The organism is Rehaibacterium terrae (assembly GCF_014202935.1).
Lineage (GTDB): Bacteria > Pseudomonadota > Gammaproteobacteria > Xanthomonadales > Xanthomonadaceae > Rehaibacterium > Rehaibacterium terrae.
This window is the reverse complement of the sequence record NZ_JACHHX010000016.1, coordinates 61,967-78,093: the sequence shown is the minus strand read 5'-3', so window position 1 is coordinate 78,093 and position 16,127 is coordinate 61,967. Positions and strand designations below refer to the sequence as shown.

The following is a 16,127-nucleotide window of genomic DNA, read 5'->3' as shown; positions in this document are numbered from 1 at the left end:
GCCCGGAAGCCCGAAATCGGGCTTGTTTCAGAGCGCGGGACGCGCTTGCGGAGCGCTTGAGCAGCGAGAAATCCGCGCTGCCGACCGAGTCGGGGGCTTCGCCGGGTCGAATTTCAACAGGCTGCTAGGAGACGCAAACGCCCCCGTCCGGATCGGTCTCGAAGTAGCGGCGTTCGTCGAAAACAGCGTGATTGGGCAGATCCCGCTTGCGGTAGGTCGTTTCGATGCGCCCGTCGCGAATGACGCTTGCAGCGTTGTAGACCACGCTTCCCGCCGCCTCTGGCCAACCGACGACCGCGACGATGCCCTGCGTCGAATGCGCAATGGCCCGCACGGCCGTGTCGCACTCCGCGAGGAACTGGGGGCGAAACAGCAGGTCCTCCGGCGAATAGCCGCTGACGCAGAGTTCGGGGAAGACGATCAGGTCAGCCCCGTGTGCGTCGCGCGCCTGCTCGATGAGCGTCTGGATGCGCCTGACGTTGCCGGTGATGTCTCCGACCGGGAAGTCGTACTGGGCCAGGGCGATGCGCATCACGCCGCCTCGCCCGGGGCAGGAGAGTGCTTGAGGGCGTTGAGGATGGCGCACTGGGCCCGAACGCCGCCACTGCAGCTGCGGATGGTGCGCTCCAGCTCGCGCGCCACGCGCTGCAGGTCGCGAATGCGTTCCTGGACGTCGATCAGGTGCTGCTGCGCGAGGCGGGTGACGTCCTCGCACGCCAGGTCGCCGTCCTGGTCCAGCCGCATCAGGCTTCGGATCTCGTCCAGGCTGAAGCCCAGATCCCGACCCCGGGTAATGAAGCGCAGACGCTCCACGTCCTGCTCCGAATACGACCGGTACCCGCTGCCCGTCCGGGTTGGCGCCGGCATGAGGCCGATCCGCTCGTAGTACCGGATCGTTTCCAGGTGGCAGCCGCTTGCCTGGGAGGCTTCGCTGATCTTCACGCTCGGATCCCTTGACTCTGTAGTCGCTACGGACTCTACGATACCGGCTCCGTCGAAGCGTGAAAAGTCGATGTCCCCGATTGCCTGGCGCTGCGTACTGTCCGCCCTCCTTGCCGTGGTGGGGCTGGCGTCCGCTTGTTCGGCACGCGCGGCCGACCCGGCGGCCGAGGCGCGGCAGGCATGGCAGCTGCTCGACTACATCGCGGTCGACTACCCCGCGGCGATCCAGAACGGTGAGGTGGTCGACGCGGGCGAATACGCGGAGATGCAGGAGTTCACCGCATCCGTCAGCGCGAAGCTGGCCGCATTACCGCCGGGCGCGGGGCACGCGGCGCGCCTTGCGAAGGCCAAGCAACTGGAAGGGCTGGTGGCCGAGCGCGCTGACGCAGAGCAGATCGCCCGCAGCGCAGGGGCCTTGGCGTCCGAGCTCCTGACCGTCTACAAGATCGAGGCCGCGCCCGCGGCTGTCCCCGATCTGGCGCGGGGCGCGGCCCTGTACGCCCAGCAGTGCACCGCGTGCCATGGCGCGACCGGCCGGGGCGATGGTCCCGCTGCCGCCGGCATGGATCCGCCCCCGATCGCCTTCACCGACGCCGACCGTGCAAAGCACCGCAGCCCGCTGTCGCTCTACCAGGTCATTTCGCAAGGACTGCCGGGCACCGCGATGATGAGCTACGCCCATCTGTCAAACGATGATCGATGGGCCTTGGCCTACTACACCGGCGGACTCGCGTACGACGCGGCGGCCCGGGAACAGGGTGCGGCGATCTGGGCAGACGACGATCAGGTGCGTCGCGTATTTCCCGACCTGGCTGCGTTATCGGGTGCCACTGAAGCTGACCTTTCGAAGACGCTGGGAGCGGACAGGGCGCGCGCGATCATCGCCTATCTGCGTGGTGAGCCGAGTGCCGTGGCCGCCTCCTCGCCAGTCAACAGCAATGCATCTCTAGCGCTGGCCCGTCAGCGCCTGCAGCAGAGCGTTGCGGCCTACCGGTCGGGTGACCGGGGGCAGGCGTCGGCACTGGCCTTGTCCGCGTATCTCGACGGTGTCGAGCCTGTCGAGCCGCAGCTCGGATCGCGGGACCGCAAGCTTCTGCGACAGATCGAGTCCGCCATGGCAACCCTTCGCGCCAGGATCGGCGAGGGCGCACCGACCTCCGCCGTCGAAGCTCAGGCCGCAGCGGTCGGACAGCTGCTGGATCGCAGCGAGACGGCGCTCGCCGATCGGCGCAATAGCACCACCACGGCGTTCCTGGGCAGCTTCACCATCCTCTTGCGCGAAGGGGTTGAGGCGCTGTTGATCGTCATCGGCATGATCGCCTTCCTACGCAAGGCCGAGCGCAGGGATGTGCTGCCGTACGTGCATGCCGGATGGATCGGTGCGCTGCTGGCGGGCGGCGTAACGTGGGCTATCGCGACGTATGCAGTCAGCATCAGTGGCGCGGAGCGGGAGGCCACCGAAGGGCTGTCGGCACTGTTCGCGGCGATCGTCCTGCTCAGCGTCGGGATCTGGATGCACCAGAAGAGCATGGCCGGCCGCTGGCAGCAGTACCTGCAGGAAAAGATGTCCGCAGCGCTCACACGTCGTTCCGCGACCTTCCTGTTCGTGCTGTCGTTCGTCGCCGTGTACCGCGAGGTCTTCGAGACCATCCTGTTCTACGCCGCGATGTGGAACGAACAGGACAGCTCCGCGATCCTCGCCGGGCTGGGCTGGGCTGGGCTTGGGCCTGGCCGTCCTGGCCGTCATCGCATTCGCGCTGCTGCGACTGGGAACGCGCTTGCCGATCGGCCAGTTCTTCCGCTTCAGCTCGATCCTGATCGCCGTCCTTGCCGTGGTGCTTGTGGGCAAGGGCGTGGCGGCGCTGCAGGAAGCCGGCTGGATCAGCCAGGCCTTGGCTGCCGTGCCACAGATCGAGTGGCTGGGCCTTTACCCGACGTGGCAGTCGATCCTCGCCCAGCTCGCCGTCGCGGCGATCGCCGTCCTCGGCTTCGTCGCCAATGCGCGTGGCGCAAAGGCTGTGCCTTCCGCGCACGAGCGCCCGAGAGGTAATGCATGAGTGCAGCACTTCGCCAGGTGGCTAAGGATGCCACGCGGCAACGTCGGTGGTGCACGAGTCGGTGCGCTGCGCTCGATGCCAGTTGCCGATGAAATCCGTCCCTTTCTGGAACCCCACCGATGAGTGACTGCGGCTGCCACCACGAAGCGAAAAATGCTCAGGAACGCAAGATCCTGATGATTGCGCTTGCCCTCAACGCTACGATGGCCGTCGTCGGCGGTATTGCAGGCTGGATTGGCCAGTCCACAGGCCTGCTCGCCGATGCGCTCGACATGCTTTCGGACGCCACGGCCTATGCGATCGGCTTGGTCGCCATTGGCCGCACCGCGAGCTTCAAGGCCAATGCGGCCACGCTCAGCGGCATCGCCCTGCTGCTGCTCGGCCTGGGCGTCCTGTTCGAGGTGGGACGTCGCGTGGTCTACGGCGCCGAGCCGGCCAGCGGGTGGATGATCGGCACGGCCGCCGTGTCGCTCATCGTGAACATGTCGGTCCTTCGGATGCTCGCTCCGCTCAAGTCCGGCGAGGTGCATCTCCGGGCCACATGGATATTCACGCGCGCGGACATCGTCGCAAACGTGGGTGTGATCGTGGCGGGCATGCTCGTGTTTTGGCTGCGTTCACCTATTTCTGACTACGTCATCGGCACCCTGATCGGGCTCTACGTCGTCAAGGAAGCCGTGTCGATCCTGGTGGAAGCGCGCCGCGCGCGTCGCGGCGGCCCGACGCCCAACGGGTCGAGCTAGGTGCTTGGTAGAGCCTGCCATCGCCGAGCGGTTGCTCCAGACCCGGCGGTCGGCACCCACCCTTTTGAAATAGTGTACAGCTTGATGATCGCCTAACCTATCCACCGTGCTGAGCTGGAATGGCCCCCGCTGGAGAAACACGCTGCGCGTGCTCGCGTTGGCGCTGCTCGTGCTCAGCATGGTGGCCCGGCCTGTGCTAGCTGCGATCGGAGAGGCGCACGAACTGGCGCATGATCCTAGCGGCCGGCATGTTCATGTCGCCGAAGCGGGCGGGACGGCCGCGGACGCGGCACCGGAAGAACGCTCAGTCGGGCACGCCCTGCTCCATTTCGCGCACTGTTGCGCCCAGCTGTCGGTGGCCATGGCGGATGGGCTGTTCATCCCCGCCGTAATGCCGCGCAGTTCGCTCGCGGTGCGCCCCGAGGTGGCGCCACCCGGTTCGGGCGCCCGCGTCTCGCCGTTCCGACCTCCCATCGCGGGCTGACGAACGCGCCGGTTAACGCGGCGCACCGCTGTTCGTCTCATCTTCCCTGGAGTTTCCCCCATGCGATCGCGATTCGCGGCTACGGCCGCGTGCGTCGCAGCGATGCTGTTCACCCTTTCTGCATCCGCTGCCGACCGTTTGACCCTTGACGATGCGTTTGCGCGCGTCGAGCAGGCACACCCTGATTTGCGACTGGCCGGCGGCCAGCGCAACGTATTGAATGCGGAACTCGACCGGGCGAGCTTCAGGCCGCCGCTCGTGGTCGGCGCATCGGCCGAGAACGTGCTCGGGACCGGCGAGGCGAGCGGCCTGTCGGGCGCGGATCTGACCCTCACGCTCGCATCCGTCCTTGAACGCGGCGGCAAGCTCGACGCCCGCCGCGCGCTGGCGCAGAGCCGCATCGATGTACTTGCGGTGGAGCGTGAAGCCCGTCGCCTGGACCTGCTCGCCGAGGTGGCTCGCCGCTACCTGGCGGTCGTAGCGGCCGAGAAGCGCGCGGAGATCGCGCGCCTGGATATCGCGCAGCGCAAACGCGCGGTGGCCGGCGCTCGGCAACGCCTTCAGGCCGGGGCATCGCCGGAATCGGTCGTGCTGACTGCAGAGGCCGCGCTCGCGCGTGCGGAACTCGATCAGGCGCGCGCGGTGCAGCAGGCACGGGCGGCCCGACAGCATCTGGCGACCCTCTGGGGCGAGCGCGCACCGAGCTTCGACGTCGTGCCCCTCAACCCGTTGGCGCTGCCGAAGATCGCCTCGTTCGACGAGCTCGCCTCCTGGCTCGCCAAGACACCCGAGCTTGCCCAGTTCGCCGGCGAGCAGCGCATTCGAGAGGCTCGCCTCCAGCTCGCGCGAACCGCTGCCACTCCCGACCTGGACTGGCAGGTCGGCGTCCGGCGTTTGCAGGCGACCGACGACTTCGGGTTGGTCGTCAGCGTATCGATGCCGCTGGGCACCAAGGTGAGGGCGCAGCCGGAAATTCGGGCTGCGGAAGCGGAGCTGGCACTGCTCGGCCTCGAGCGCGAGGTCAAGAGCCTGTCGCTGTATTCCACCCTCGCCGAAGCGCATGGACGGTTTCTCACCGCACAGCTCGAAGTGCGCCGCTTGGGGAGCGACGTGATCCCGAGGCTCTCGCGCGCCGAGGCGGCTGCCGAGCGCGCCTACCGCGCAGGCGCGGCGAGCTATCTGGAGTGGGCGCAGCTGCAAGCCGAGCGCACGGCCGCCCTCCGCGACCAACTCGAAGCTGCACTCGAGGCCCACTCGGCACTGCTCGAGATCCAGCGCCTGACCGGGCAGCCGTTCGTTTCGGCCGGCCCGTCCATTGAACAAGGAGACACCCCGTGAAACTTCATTGGATTGCAGCCCTGTCGTTGGCCGCGCTGCTGGCAGCATGCAACGCGTCATCTCCGACGGGAGGCGAGGCGGGCGAGGAAGGTGAGGAGGGCGAGCACGGCGAGCTGCCGACGAGCACCAAGATCGGCACGCAGGCCGCTGCGGCGGCGGGCGTGCGCGTGAGCCCTGCCGGGCCGGGCGAGATCTCGGACGACCATGAAGTGCAGGGGCTCCTGACCCCGGTCGACGGAGCAATCGCGCGGGTCATGGCGCGCTTCCCCGGACTGGTGCGCGCGCTACACGCCAACGTCGGCGACCAGGTCCGCGCCGGCCAGCCGCTGGCGACGATCGAGAGCAACCTGAGCCTGACCACCTACACGGTCACTGCCCCCATCTCGGGTGTGGTGTTGTCCCGCGATGCATCGGTGGGGACTGTGGCAGGCGAGGGTGCGGCCCTGTACGAGATCGCAAATCTCTCGGACCTGTGGGTCGACCTGCATGTCTTCGGGCGCGACGCCCAGCGTCTGCGCGTCGGCAGCCCGGTCATCGTGACGCGCATGAGCGATGGGGTCACCTCTGAGACCCAGATCGAACGGATCCTGCCCAGCACGGCGACAGCGAGTCAGAGCACGGTCGCCCGCGCGCGCCTGCGCAACCTGGACGGCCTCTGGCGTCCAGGGTCGGCAGTCAAGGCTCGCGTAATCGTGGACCAGGCGCGCGCCAATCTCGTCGTGCCACTCAGTGCACTGCAGACGTCCAACGGCGAGGAGGTCGTCTATGTGCAGAAGGGCGAGACCTACCACAGGCGACCGGTGAAAACGGGGCGGCGCGACGCCGACACCGTGGAGATCCTGGCCGGGTTGAAGCCCGGCGAGCAGGTCGTCGTCCAGCAGAGCTACCTGATCAAGGCGGACATGGAAAAGTCCACCGCCGAAGAGCATTAGGGCCGCCACCATGCTCGAGAAAATCATCCGATTCGCGATCACGCATCGGTGGCTGATGCTGCTCCTGACTCTCGCCCTCGTGGGGCTTGGCGTCTGGAGCTTCACGAAGCTGCCGATCGACGTCACTCCGGACGTGACCAACGTCCAGGTCCAGATCAACACGCAGGCAGAAGGTTACTCACCGCTCGAGACCGAGCAACGCATTACGTTTCCTATCGAGACGGCACTCGCGGGCCTGCCGGGGCTCGACTACACGCGATCGCTGTCGCGCTATGGGCTTTCGCAGGTCACGGTCGTCTTCAAGGACGGTACCGACATCTTCTTTGCCCGCCAGCAGGTGGCCGAGCGACTCCAGCAGGTGCGTTCGCAGCTGCCCGGGGGGATGGAACCCGAGATGGGCCCCATCGCAACGGGCACGGGCGAGATCTTCATGTACACCGTGGAGGCCGATGCCAAGGCGCTGAAGAAAGACGGCACGCCCTACACCGCGACTGACCTTCGAACGCTGCAGGACTGGGTCATCCGCCCGCAGCTGCGCAACACACCCGGGGTCGCCGAAGTCAACACGATCGGTGGGTATAAGCGCCAGATCCACGTCACCCCGGACCCGGCCCAGCTGGTCGCGCTCAATCTGACGCTGCGGGACGTCGTTTCGGCGATCTCGGCCAACAACCAGAACGTGGGCGCCGGCTACATCGAGCGCAACGGCCAGCAGTTCCTCGTCCGCGTGCCCGGGCAGGTCGGGGACCTCGATGCCATCCGCAGCATCGTGCTCGACCGGCGCGGTGGCGTCCCGATCCGGGTAGGCGATATCGCCACGGTGGCCGAGGGGCGCGAGCTGCGCTCGGGCGCCGCGACCCAGAACGGGCACGAGGTGGTCGTCGGCACGGTCGTGATGCTGGTCGGCGCCAACAGCCGCGAGGTCTCGCAGGCGGCGGCTGCCCGTCTGGAGGCGGCCAATGCCAGCCTGCCGGAGGGCGTGCGCGCCGAGCCGGTCTACGACCGCACGGCCCTGGTCGACCGCACCATCCATACGGTCTCCAAGAACCTGATCGAAGGTGCGTTGCTCGTCGTCGTCGTGCTGTTCCTGCTGCTCGGCAACATCCGGGCGGCCCTGATCACCGCAGCTGTCATCCCGCTGGCGATGCTGTTCACCATCATGGGAATGGTGCGGGGCGGCGTGTCGGGCAACCTCATGAGCCTGGGCGCGCTGGATTTCGGCCTCATTGTCGATGGCGCGGTGATCATCATCGAGAACTGCCTGCGCCGGTTCGGGGAGATGCAGCACAGCCTCGGCCGGAAGATGACCGACGAGGAACGCTTTGATGTCACGGCCTCCGCCACGGCGGAGGTGATCCGGCCGAGTCTGTTTGGCCTCGGCATCATCGGAGCGGTGTACCTGCCGATCTTTGCCTTGAGCGGGATCGAGGGGAAGCTCTTCCATCCGATGGCGATCACGGTGGTCCTCGCGCTGACCGGCGCGATGATCCTGTCGCTCACCTTCGTTCCCGCCGCGATCGCCGTCTTCCTGAATGGCAAGGTCGAGGAAAAGGAGAACCGGCTCGTGGCCTGGGTCCGGCGCCGCTATGAGCCGATCCTGGCGTGGGCACTCCGACGCCGTATGGCGGTGATGGCCGGCGCGGCCGCGCTGGTGGTGCTCTCGGGCCTGCTGGCGACCCGCCTGGGCTCGGAGTTCATCCCGAACCTGGACGAGGGGGACATCGTCATCCAGCCCATCCGCATCCCCGGCACCAGCCTGACGCAGGCGATCGGAATGCAGGAATCGCTGGAGCGAACGCTGGCCGGCTTTCCGGAGGTCAAGCGCGTCTTCTCCAAACTTGGCACCGCGGAAGTGGCGAGCGACCCCATGCCGCCGTCCATAGGCGATACATTCGTGATCCTCAAGCCGCGTGAGGAATGGCCGGACCCGCGAAAGCCCAAGCAGGAGCTCATAGAAGAGCTGGAAGAGGCGCTCGAGGCGATCCCCGGCAGCAACTACGAGATCAGCCAGCCCATTCAGCTGCGGACGAACGAGCTCATCTCGGGCGTGCGCGCCGATGTGGCGGTCAAGATCTATGGCGATGATCTCGAGCAACTGGTTCGCACGGGTGCGCAGATCCAGCAGGTGCTCGCCTCGATTGATGGCGCCGCCGACGTGAAGGCCGAACAAGTCACAGGCCTTCCGCTGCTGACAGTGACGCCCGATCGCGCTGCGCTGGCGCGCTACGGGCTCAACCCGGGGGATGTGCAGGAGACCGTGGCGACGGCCATTGGCGGCGAGGTCGCCGGTCACCTCTTCGAGGGCGATCGTCGCTTCGAAATCGTCGTTCGCCTGCCCGAGGAGCTGCGCCAGGATCCGGCCGCGCTGCTCGATCTGCCGATCCCGCTTCGCGAGGCCGAGCCGGACGAGTCCGCACTGGATGCGCGCTGGGCTGCCGGCACCCCCAAGACCGTGCCATTGCGTGAGGTTGCACAGATCGACACCAAGCCCGGACCGAACCAGATCAATCGCGAGAACGGAAAGCGACGGATCGTGGTGACGGCCAACGTGCGTGACCGGGACCTCGGCAGCTTCGTCAAGGAGCTGCAGGAACGCGTCCGTGCCGACGTCAAGCTGCCCACGGGCTACTGGGTGGACTACGGCGGCACGTTCGAGCAGCTGATCTCGGCCAGCCGCCGGCTGGCAATCGTCGTTCCCGTGACCTTGGTGATCATCTTCGGCCTGCTGTTCATGGCGTTTGGATCAGCGAAGGACGCGGCGATCGTGTTCAGCGGAGTGCCGCTCGCGCTCACGGGCGGCGTCGTCGCGTTGGCGCTGCGTGGCATCCCGCTTTCGATCTCGGCGGGGGTGGGCTTCATCGCACTGTCGGGCGTGGCCGTACTCAACGGCCTGGTTATGACCGCGTTCATCCGCAAGCTGCGGGAGCAGGGCGATCCGCTGGACAACGCAATCTTAAACGGTGCGATCGGTCGCCTGCGGCCCGTCCTGATGACAGCTCTCGTGGCCTCGCTCGGGTTCGTGCCCATGGCCCTGAATGTCGGGGCCGGCTCGGAGGTTCAACGTCCACTCGCCACCGTCGTGATCGGCGGGATCGTGTCGTCAACCCTCCTGACGCTCATCGTGCTGCCAGCGCTCTATCGCTGGCTGCATCGCGACGGCGACATTCGCGGAGTTCCAGCGAGCTAGTCTGAACCCTTCGACATCCGGCGGGCTTTAGCCCGCCGGGTGCATGCAGGGTCGGCCTGCGTAATACTTAGGGCATGACGACCCCTGAGCAGCTGGCGCGCCTGCAGGCGCGAGCGATCGAGAATCCCATGGAGGAGCCTGCGTTCTTCCAGGCGCTGCTCACGGCCGTCCTGTACGTCCACCTCCCGCTCTCGGACGACAGCGGAAAAGAAGATCGCCCATGAGCGCATTGCCCGAGCTGTCCCAGGCCCGCATTGCCGTCATCGGCCTCGGCTATGTGGGTCTCCCGCTGGCCGTCGCCTTCGCGCCCCGCTACGACACGCTCGGCTTCGACATCGACCCGGCCCGGGTCGAGCAGCTGCGCCGTGGCGAAGAGCGCACCGGTGAAATTACGCCGGACGAGCTGCCCGCACTCGCGCAGTTGAAGGTTTCCTGCGACGTGGCCGACCTGGCCGACCGCAACGTCTTCGTGGTGGCCGTGCCCACGCCGGTCAACCGCCACAAGTGGCCGGACATGACGCCGCTGGAGCGTGCCAGCGAGACGGTCGGCGCGCACCTGAAGCCCGGGGCGGTGGTGATTTACGAGTCCACCGTCTATCCCGGCGCGACCGAGGAGGTCTGCGTGCCGGTGCTCGAGCGGGTCTCCGGCCTGACCTTCAACCGCGACTTTTTCGTGGGCTACAGCCCCGAGCGCATCAATCCGGGCGATCGCCAGCACCGCCTGCCGACCATCGTGAAGGTGACGTCCGGCTCGACGCCGGCCGCGGCGGCCTTCGTGGATGCGCTCTACCGCAGCGTCATCGCCGCCGGCACCCACCTGGCGCGCGACATCCGCACCGCCGAGGCGGCCAAGGCGATCGAGAACACCCAGCGCGACGTCAACATCGCGCTGATGAACGAGCTGGCGATGATCTTCGGCCGGCTCGGCATGGACACCGAGGCGGTACTGGCGGCGGCGCGCACCAAATGGAACTTCCTGCCGTTCTCGCCCGGCCTGGTCGGCGGCCACTGCATCGGCGTGGATCCGTACTACCTGATCCACAAGGCGCAGGAGGCCGGCCACCATCCCGAACTGATCACCGCTGCGCGTCGCATCAACGAGGGCATGGCGCCTTACGTCACCGGCCAGCTGCTGCGGCTGATGGCGTTGCGCCGCATCCCGATCGTCGATGCCCGCGTGCTCGTGCTCGGCATCACCTTCAAGGAGGACTGCCCGGATCTGCGCAACAGCCAGGTGCGGGTGGTGGTCGAGGAGCTGCGCCGCTGCCATGCCCGGGTCGACCTGCACGATCCCTGGGCCGATCCGGACGAGGCCGAGCGCGAATTCGGCGCCCGTCCGGTAGCCGCGCCGGCATCGGGGAGTTACGACGCGGTCATGATCGCGGTCGCCCATCGCCAGTATCGCGCCCTGGGCGAGGCCGGCATCCGCGCCTTCCTGCGCGAGGGCGGGGTGGTGTACGACGTCAAGTACGTGCTGCCGTCCGGCGCTGCCGACGGGCGGCTGTAGCCGGCGCCGGCTACAATCGGCGCATGGATCCCGTCATCGAGCAACGCCTGGTTGAACTCGAGTCGCGGCTGGCCTTCCAGGAGCACGCGCTGGCCGAGCTGAGCGACGCCCTGGCCGCCGCCCGCGCCGAGTCCAGCGACAACGCGCGGCGGCTGGAAATGGCCCTGGCCGACCTCAAGCAGCTGCGCACCTTCCTGTATCCCGACCCGGCCAGCGAACCGCCGCCGCCGCACTATTGACCGCACCATGAGCAGTTCCCTCCGCGACCAGCTGCTGCAGCTGGGCTTCAAGCAATCCTCCAGGCCGTCCAAGCCCGAAGGGCATCCCGCCCGGTCGCCCACGGACAGGCCTCATGGCAAGCAGCCGCACGGCCAGCGCCCGCAGGCCGGCGGCAAGCCGGGGCAGGGCGGTCGGCCACGCACGCGCGAGGAGATCGATCTGGCCAAGGCCTATGCGCTGCGCGCGCAGCAGGAGAAACAGGAGCGCATCGAGGCCGAGCGCCAGCGCCAGGAGGAGGCCAGGCGCCGCCGCGAGGCCAAGGCCAGACTCGCCGACTTCCTCAAGGACAAGGTGCTGAACGACCCGGCGGCCGAGATCGCCCGCCACTTCGAGTACGGCGGCAAGATCAAGCGCGTCTACGTCACCGAGCCGCAGCTCAAGGCGCTCAATGCCGGCGAGCTGGGCGTGGTGCAGCTCGACGGCCGCTACCTGCTGGTCGCCGCCGCCGTGCTCGCCGAGGCCGAGGCGATCTTGCCGCAGGCGATCGCGCTCAAGGTCGATCCCGATGCCCCGGCCGGCGACGACCCCTACAGCGATCCGAAATACCGGGTGCCCGACGATCTGGTGTGGTGATCCCGCGCCGGGACCGGAACTCGAAGCTCGGGACTCGCGGGATTTGCCGTTCAGCCCCGCTTCCATCTGCGGGGAAGGGGCTTCAGTCCGCTGCGTTTTTTCTCCCTCCCCCGTCCGCGGGGGAGGGGCTTGAAGGTCGCAGCAAGCAGCCCGGATGGGGCGAAGCGGCATCCGCGACCACTCCGCGACCACTCCGGGACCACGGGGTCTGGATGCTGTTTCCCGAGTCCCGGGGCCGGGCTTCAGTCCGGGTCGTAGTCGAGATTGGCCGCCAGCCAGCGCTCGGCCTGCGCCAGCGGCACGCCCCTGCGCTTTGCGTAATCCTCCACCTGGTCGCGGCCAATGCGGCCGACGACGAAGTAGCGGCTGTCCGGGTGGGCGAAGTACAGCCCGCTCACCGCCGCCGCCGGATACATCGCGAAGTTCTCGGTCAGGCGGATGCCGGTGTGTCTTTCCGCGTCGAGCAGCTCGAACAGCGTCGCCTTCATGCTGTGGTCGGGACAGGCCGGGTAGCCCGGCGCCGGGCGGATGCCGCGGTAGCGTTCGGCGATCAGCGCCTGGTTGTCCAGCGCCTCGTCGGCGGCGTAGCCCCACAGCTCGCGGCGCACCCGCTCGTGCAGGCGTTCGGCCAGCGCTTCGGCCAGGCGGTCGGCCAGCGCCTTGAGCAGGATCGCGCTGTAGTCGTCGTGCGCTGCCTCGAAGCGGGCGATGTGCTCCTCGATGCCGAGGCCCGCGGTGACCGCGAAGCCGCCGATCCAGTCGGCCTTGCCGCTGTCGGCGGGCGCGACGAAATCCGCCAGGCACAGGTTGGCGCGCTCGCCGGCGGGCTTGTCGGCTTGCTGGCGGAGGAAGAAAAGCCGGGACCGGAGGCCGGGGACCGGGGACCCGGGAGCGGCCGGCGCCGCCGCGGCATCGACGGCGCGGCCGGAGGCATCGTCTCGGGGCCCGATGATCACGTCGTCCCCCTCCGACCATGCCGGCCATATCCCCACCACGGCCTTCGCCGTCAGCCATTTTTCCGCGACGATCCTGTCCAGCATCGCCTGCGCGTCGGCGTACAGCTCGCGCGCCTGCGCGCCGACCACCTCGTCGTCGAGGATCTGCGGGAAGCGGCCGGCCAGCTCCCAGCTCTGGAAGAACGGCGTCCAGTCGATGTAGCCGCGCAGCTCGGCCAGCGGATAGTCGTCGAACACGGTCAGGCCCGGGCGCGCGGGTGCCGGCGGGTCGTATGCGGTCCAGCCGCCGTCGAAGCGGTTGGCGCGGGCGTCAGACAACGGGATCAGGCGTTTGTGATGGCCACGATCCTTGTGACGCTCGCGGATGGCGGCGTAGTCGGCCTCGTTGGCGGCGACGAAAGCGCCGCGCAGCTCGGGGCTGATCAGTGACTGCGCCACGCCGACCGCGCGTGAGGCGTCCTTCACCCACACGGTCGGCGCGCGGTAGTGCGGAGCGATCTTGAGCGCGGTGTGCGCGCGCGAGGTGGTGGCGCCGCCGATCAGCAGCGGAATCTCGAAGCCCTGCCGCTGCATCTCGCGGGCGAGGTGGCTCATCTCCTCCAGCGAGGGCGTGATCAGGCCGGACAGGCCGATCAGGTCGGCCCCGGCCTCGCGGGCGCGGTCGAGCACGGTCTGCGCCGGCACCATCACGCCCAGGTCGATCACCTCGAAGTTGTTGCAGGCCAGCACCACGCCGACGATGTTCTTGCCGATGTCGTGCACGTCGCCCTTCACCGTCGCCAGCACGATGCGGCCGTTGCTGCGGCCGGCGTGACCCGAGCGAGCCTTCTCCGCCTCGATGTGCGGGATCAGCCAGGCGACCGCCTTCTTCATCACCCGTGCCGACTTGACCACCTGCGGCAGGAACATCTTGCCGGCGCCGAACAGGTCGCCGACCACGTTCATGCCCGCCATCAGCGGCCCCTCGATCACCTCCAGCGGCCGGTCGAATTGCAGCCTGGCTTCCTCGGTGTCGGCCTCGACGTACTCGTCGATCCCGTGTACCAGCGCATGTTTCAACCGTTCTGCCGCCGGCAGTTCCCGCCAGGCCAGTTTTTCCCGAGTCCCGGATCCCGGATCCCGAGTCCCGGCCTTGTAACGCCCCGCGATCTCCAGCAGCCGCTCGGTCGCATCCGCGCGCCGGTTGAGCACCACGTCCTCGACCCGCTCGCGCAGCTCGGGGTCGAGGTCGTCGACGATCGGCAGCGCGCCGGCGTTGACGATGCCCATGTCCATGCCGGCGGCGATGGCGTGGTAAAGGAACACCGCATGGATCGCCTCGCGTACCGCGTTGTTGCCGCGGAACGAGAAGCTCACGTTGCTGACGCCACCGGAGACGTGGCAGTACGGCAGCGTCGCGCGGATCGTGCGCGTGGCCTCGATGAAGTCCACCGCGTAGTTGTCGTGCTCGGCGATGCCGGTGGCGATGGCGAAGATGTTGGGGTCGAAAATGATGTCCTCGGGCGCAAAGCCGGCTTCGTCCACCAGCAGTCGGTAGGCGCGGGTGCAGATCGCGACCTTGCGTGCCAGCGTGTCGGCCTGGCCCTGCTCGTCGAAGGCCATCACCACCACCGCGGCGCCGTAGCGCAGCACGCGCCGCGCCTGGCGCAGGAACTCGTCCTCGCCTTCCTTGAGCGAGATCGAATTGACGATGCCCTTGCCCTGCAGGCATTTGAGGCCCGCCTCGATCACGCGGAACGATGAGCTGTCGATCATCACCGGGATGCGGGCGATGTCCGGCTCGGCGGCGATCAGGTGCAGGAAGCGGGTCATCGCCGCTTCCGAATCGAGCATGCCCTCGTCCATGTTGACGTCGAGCACCTGTGCGCCGTTCTCCACCTGCTGCCGCGCCACCGCCACCGCGTCCTCGTAGCGGCCCTCGGCGATCAGCTTGCGGAACTGCGCCGAGCCGGTGACGTTGGTGCGCTCGCCGACGTTGACGAAGTTGGTCTGCGGGCCGATGACGAAGGGCTCCAGCCCGGCGAGGCGGGTGTGGCGGGGCAGGGACGGCACCGCGCGCGGCGGCAGGCCGCGCACCGCCTCGGCGATGGCGGCGATGTGTGCGGGCGTGGTGCCGCAGCAGCCGCCGACGATGTTGAGCAGGCCGGCCTCGGCGAACTCGCGCAGCGTGCCGGCCATCGTCTCCGGCGATTCGTCGTACTCGCCGAAGGCGTTCGGCAGGCCGGCGTTGGGGTGGCAGCTCACGTGCGCGTCGGCCACCTGGGCGAGGATGTCGATGTGCGCGCGCAGATCCTTCGCGCCGAGCGCGCAGTTCAGGCCGATGGCCAGCGGGCGGGCGTGCCGCAGCGAATACCAGAACGCCTCGGCGGTCTGGCCCGACAGCGTGCGTCCGGAGCGGTCGGTGATGGTGCCCGACACCATCACCGGCAGCCGCGCGCCGCGCGCCTCGAAGGCATCCTGGATGGCGAACAGCGCGGCCTTGGCGTTGAGGGTGTCGAACACCGTCTCGACCATCAGGATGTCGGCACCGCCCTCGATCAGCCCCTCGGCCGCTTCGCGGTAGGCCGCCGCCAGGGTGTCGAAATCCACCGCGCGGAAGCCGGGGTTGTTCACGTCCGGGCTGATGCTGGCGGTGCGGCTGGTCGGGCCCAGCACGCCGACGACGAAGCGCGGCCGCGACGGGTCGGCGGCCTCGGCCTGGTCGCAGCATTCGCGCGCCAGCCGCGCGCCCTCGCGGTTGAGCTCACGGGCGAGGTGTTCCAGGCCGTAATCGGCCTGCGAGATCGCGGTCGAGTTGAAGGTGTTGGTCTCGATCAGATCGGCGCCGGCGGCGAGGTAGGCGCGGTGCACCTCGCGGATGATGTCCGGACGGGTCAGCGAGAGCAGGTCGTTGTTGCCCTTGAGATCGCAGCCGCAATCGGGGCCGTGCGCGTGCGCATGCGCCTGATCGCAGCCGGTGGCGAAGCGCGCGCCGCGGAAATCGTCCTCACCCAGCCGATGGCGCTGGATCATCGTGCCCATCGCGCCGTCGAGCACCAGGATGCGCCTGCCCAGTGCGTCGAGCAGCGCCTGCGCGCGGGGCGGATTCAGCCAGGGCAATGCAATGGGCATGGCGAATGGGCTCAAGCG

Annotated in this window: 13 protein-coding genes and 1 pseudogene; 11 read left to right on the top strand and 3 right to left on the bottom strand. The window is 68.2% G+C overall.

Annotated features, from left to right (window positions below; genetic code table 11):
* Positions 1–130 precede the first annotated feature (130 nt).
* Both HNQ58_RS10830 and HNQ58_RS10825 read right to left on the bottom strand, forming a co-directional pair.
* Positions 131–532, bottom strand: a pseudogene (locus tag HNQ58_RS10830) (nitrilase-related carbon-nitrogen hydrolase); the annotation flags it as partial.
* Positions 532–942: a MerR family DNA-binding protein gene (locus HNQ58_RS10825; RefSeq protein ID WP_183948938.1), complete on the bottom strand. Its 411-nt coding sequence runs from the start codon at positions 940–942 to the stop codon at positions 532–534. The pseudogene HNQ58_RS10830 and the gene HNQ58_RS10825, both read right to left, overlap by 1 nt.
* A 70-nt stretch (positions 943–1,012) precedes the next feature.
* On the opposite strand from HNQ58_RS10825, the gene HNQ58_RS10820 reads away from it, so the two are divergent.
* From HNQ58_RS10820 to HNQ58_RS10770, 11 genes are all read left to right on the top strand, one after another.
* On the top strand, positions 1,013–2,992 hold the full coding sequence (locus HNQ58_RS10820) for an FTR1 family protein (protein ID WP_343057291.1): 1,980 nt from the start codon (positions 1,013–1,015) through the stop codon (positions 2,990–2,992).
* A 34-nt stretch (positions 2,993–3,026) separates the two neighbouring features.
* The gene (locus tag HNQ58_RS13685) at positions 3,027–3,122 is read left to right on the top strand and encodes a hypothetical protein (RefSeq protein ID WP_183948937.1); all 96 of its coding nucleotides are present in this window, start codon (positions 3,027–3,029) and stop codon (positions 3,120–3,122) included.
* Positions 3,119–3,742, top strand: coding sequence for a cation efflux transmembrane domain-containing protein (locus HNQ58_RS10810; protein WP_183948936.1), 624 nt, complete (start codon positions 3,119–3,121; stop codon positions 3,740–3,742). The genes HNQ58_RS13685 and HNQ58_RS10810 overlap by 4 nt, the downstream gene beginning before the upstream one ends.
* Positions 3,743–3,848: 106 nt before the next feature.
* Positions 3,849–4,226 carry a hypothetical protein gene (locus HNQ58_RS10805; RefSeq protein ID WP_183948935.1) on the top strand — a complete coding sequence of 126 codons (378 nt, stop codon included), beginning with the start codon at positions 3,849–3,851 and terminating at the stop codon, positions 4,224–4,226.
* A gap of 102 nt (positions 4,227–4,328) precedes the next feature.
* On the top strand, positions 4,329–5,564 hold the full coding sequence (locus tag HNQ58_RS10800; RefSeq protein ID WP_246417307.1) for a TolC family protein: 1,236 nt from the start codon (positions 4,329–4,331) through the stop codon (positions 5,562–5,564).
* Positions 5,561–6,496, top strand: coding sequence for an efflux RND transporter periplasmic adaptor subunit (locus tag HNQ58_RS10795; protein WP_123770474.1), 936 nt, complete (start codon positions 5,561–5,563; stop codon positions 6,494–6,496). The genes HNQ58_RS10800 and HNQ58_RS10795 overlap by 4 nt, the downstream gene beginning before the upstream one ends.
* Positions 6,497–6,506: 10 nt before the next feature.
* Positions 6,507–9,683, top strand: a complete 3,177-nt coding sequence (locus HNQ58_RS10790; RefSeq protein ID WP_183948933.1) for an efflux RND transporter permease subunit — start codon at positions 6,507–6,509, stop codon at positions 9,681–9,683.
* Between the two features lie 74 nt (positions 9,684–9,757).
* Positions 9,758–9,907 carry a hypothetical protein gene (locus tag HNQ58_RS10785; RefSeq protein WP_183948932.1) on the top strand — a complete coding sequence of 50 codons (150 nt, stop codon included), beginning with the start codon at positions 9,758–9,760 and terminating at the stop codon, positions 9,905–9,907.
* Positions 9,908–9,912: 5 nt separating this feature from the next.
* The gene (locus HNQ58_RS10780; RefSeq protein WP_183948942.1) at positions 9,913–11,190 is read left to right on the top strand and encodes a nucleotide sugar dehydrogenase; all 1,278 of its coding nucleotides are present in this window, start codon (positions 9,913–9,915) and stop codon (positions 11,188–11,190) included.
* Positions 11,191–11,213: 23 nt separating this feature from the next.
* Entirely contained in the window at positions 11,214–11,429 is a 216-nt protein-coding gene (locus HNQ58_RS10775) for a SlyX family protein (RefSeq protein ID WP_183948931.1), read from the top strand.
* A gap of 7 nt (positions 11,430–11,436) precedes the next feature.
* Complete coding sequence (locus tag HNQ58_RS10770; protein WP_183948930.1) at positions 11,437–12,042, top strand: DUF2058 family protein; 606 nt, start codon at positions 11,437–11,439, stop codon at positions 12,040–12,042.
* A gap of 242 nt (positions 12,043–12,284) precedes the next feature.
* Here HNQ58_RS10770 and metH read toward each other — a convergent pair whose 3' ends face one another.
* A complete protein-coding gene (gene metH, locus HNQ58_RS10765) occupies positions 12,285–16,109 on the bottom strand; it encodes a methionine synthase (RefSeq protein WP_183948929.1) in 3,825 nt (1,274 codons plus the stop codon).
* Between the last annotated feature and the right edge of the window lie 18 nt (positions 16,110–16,127).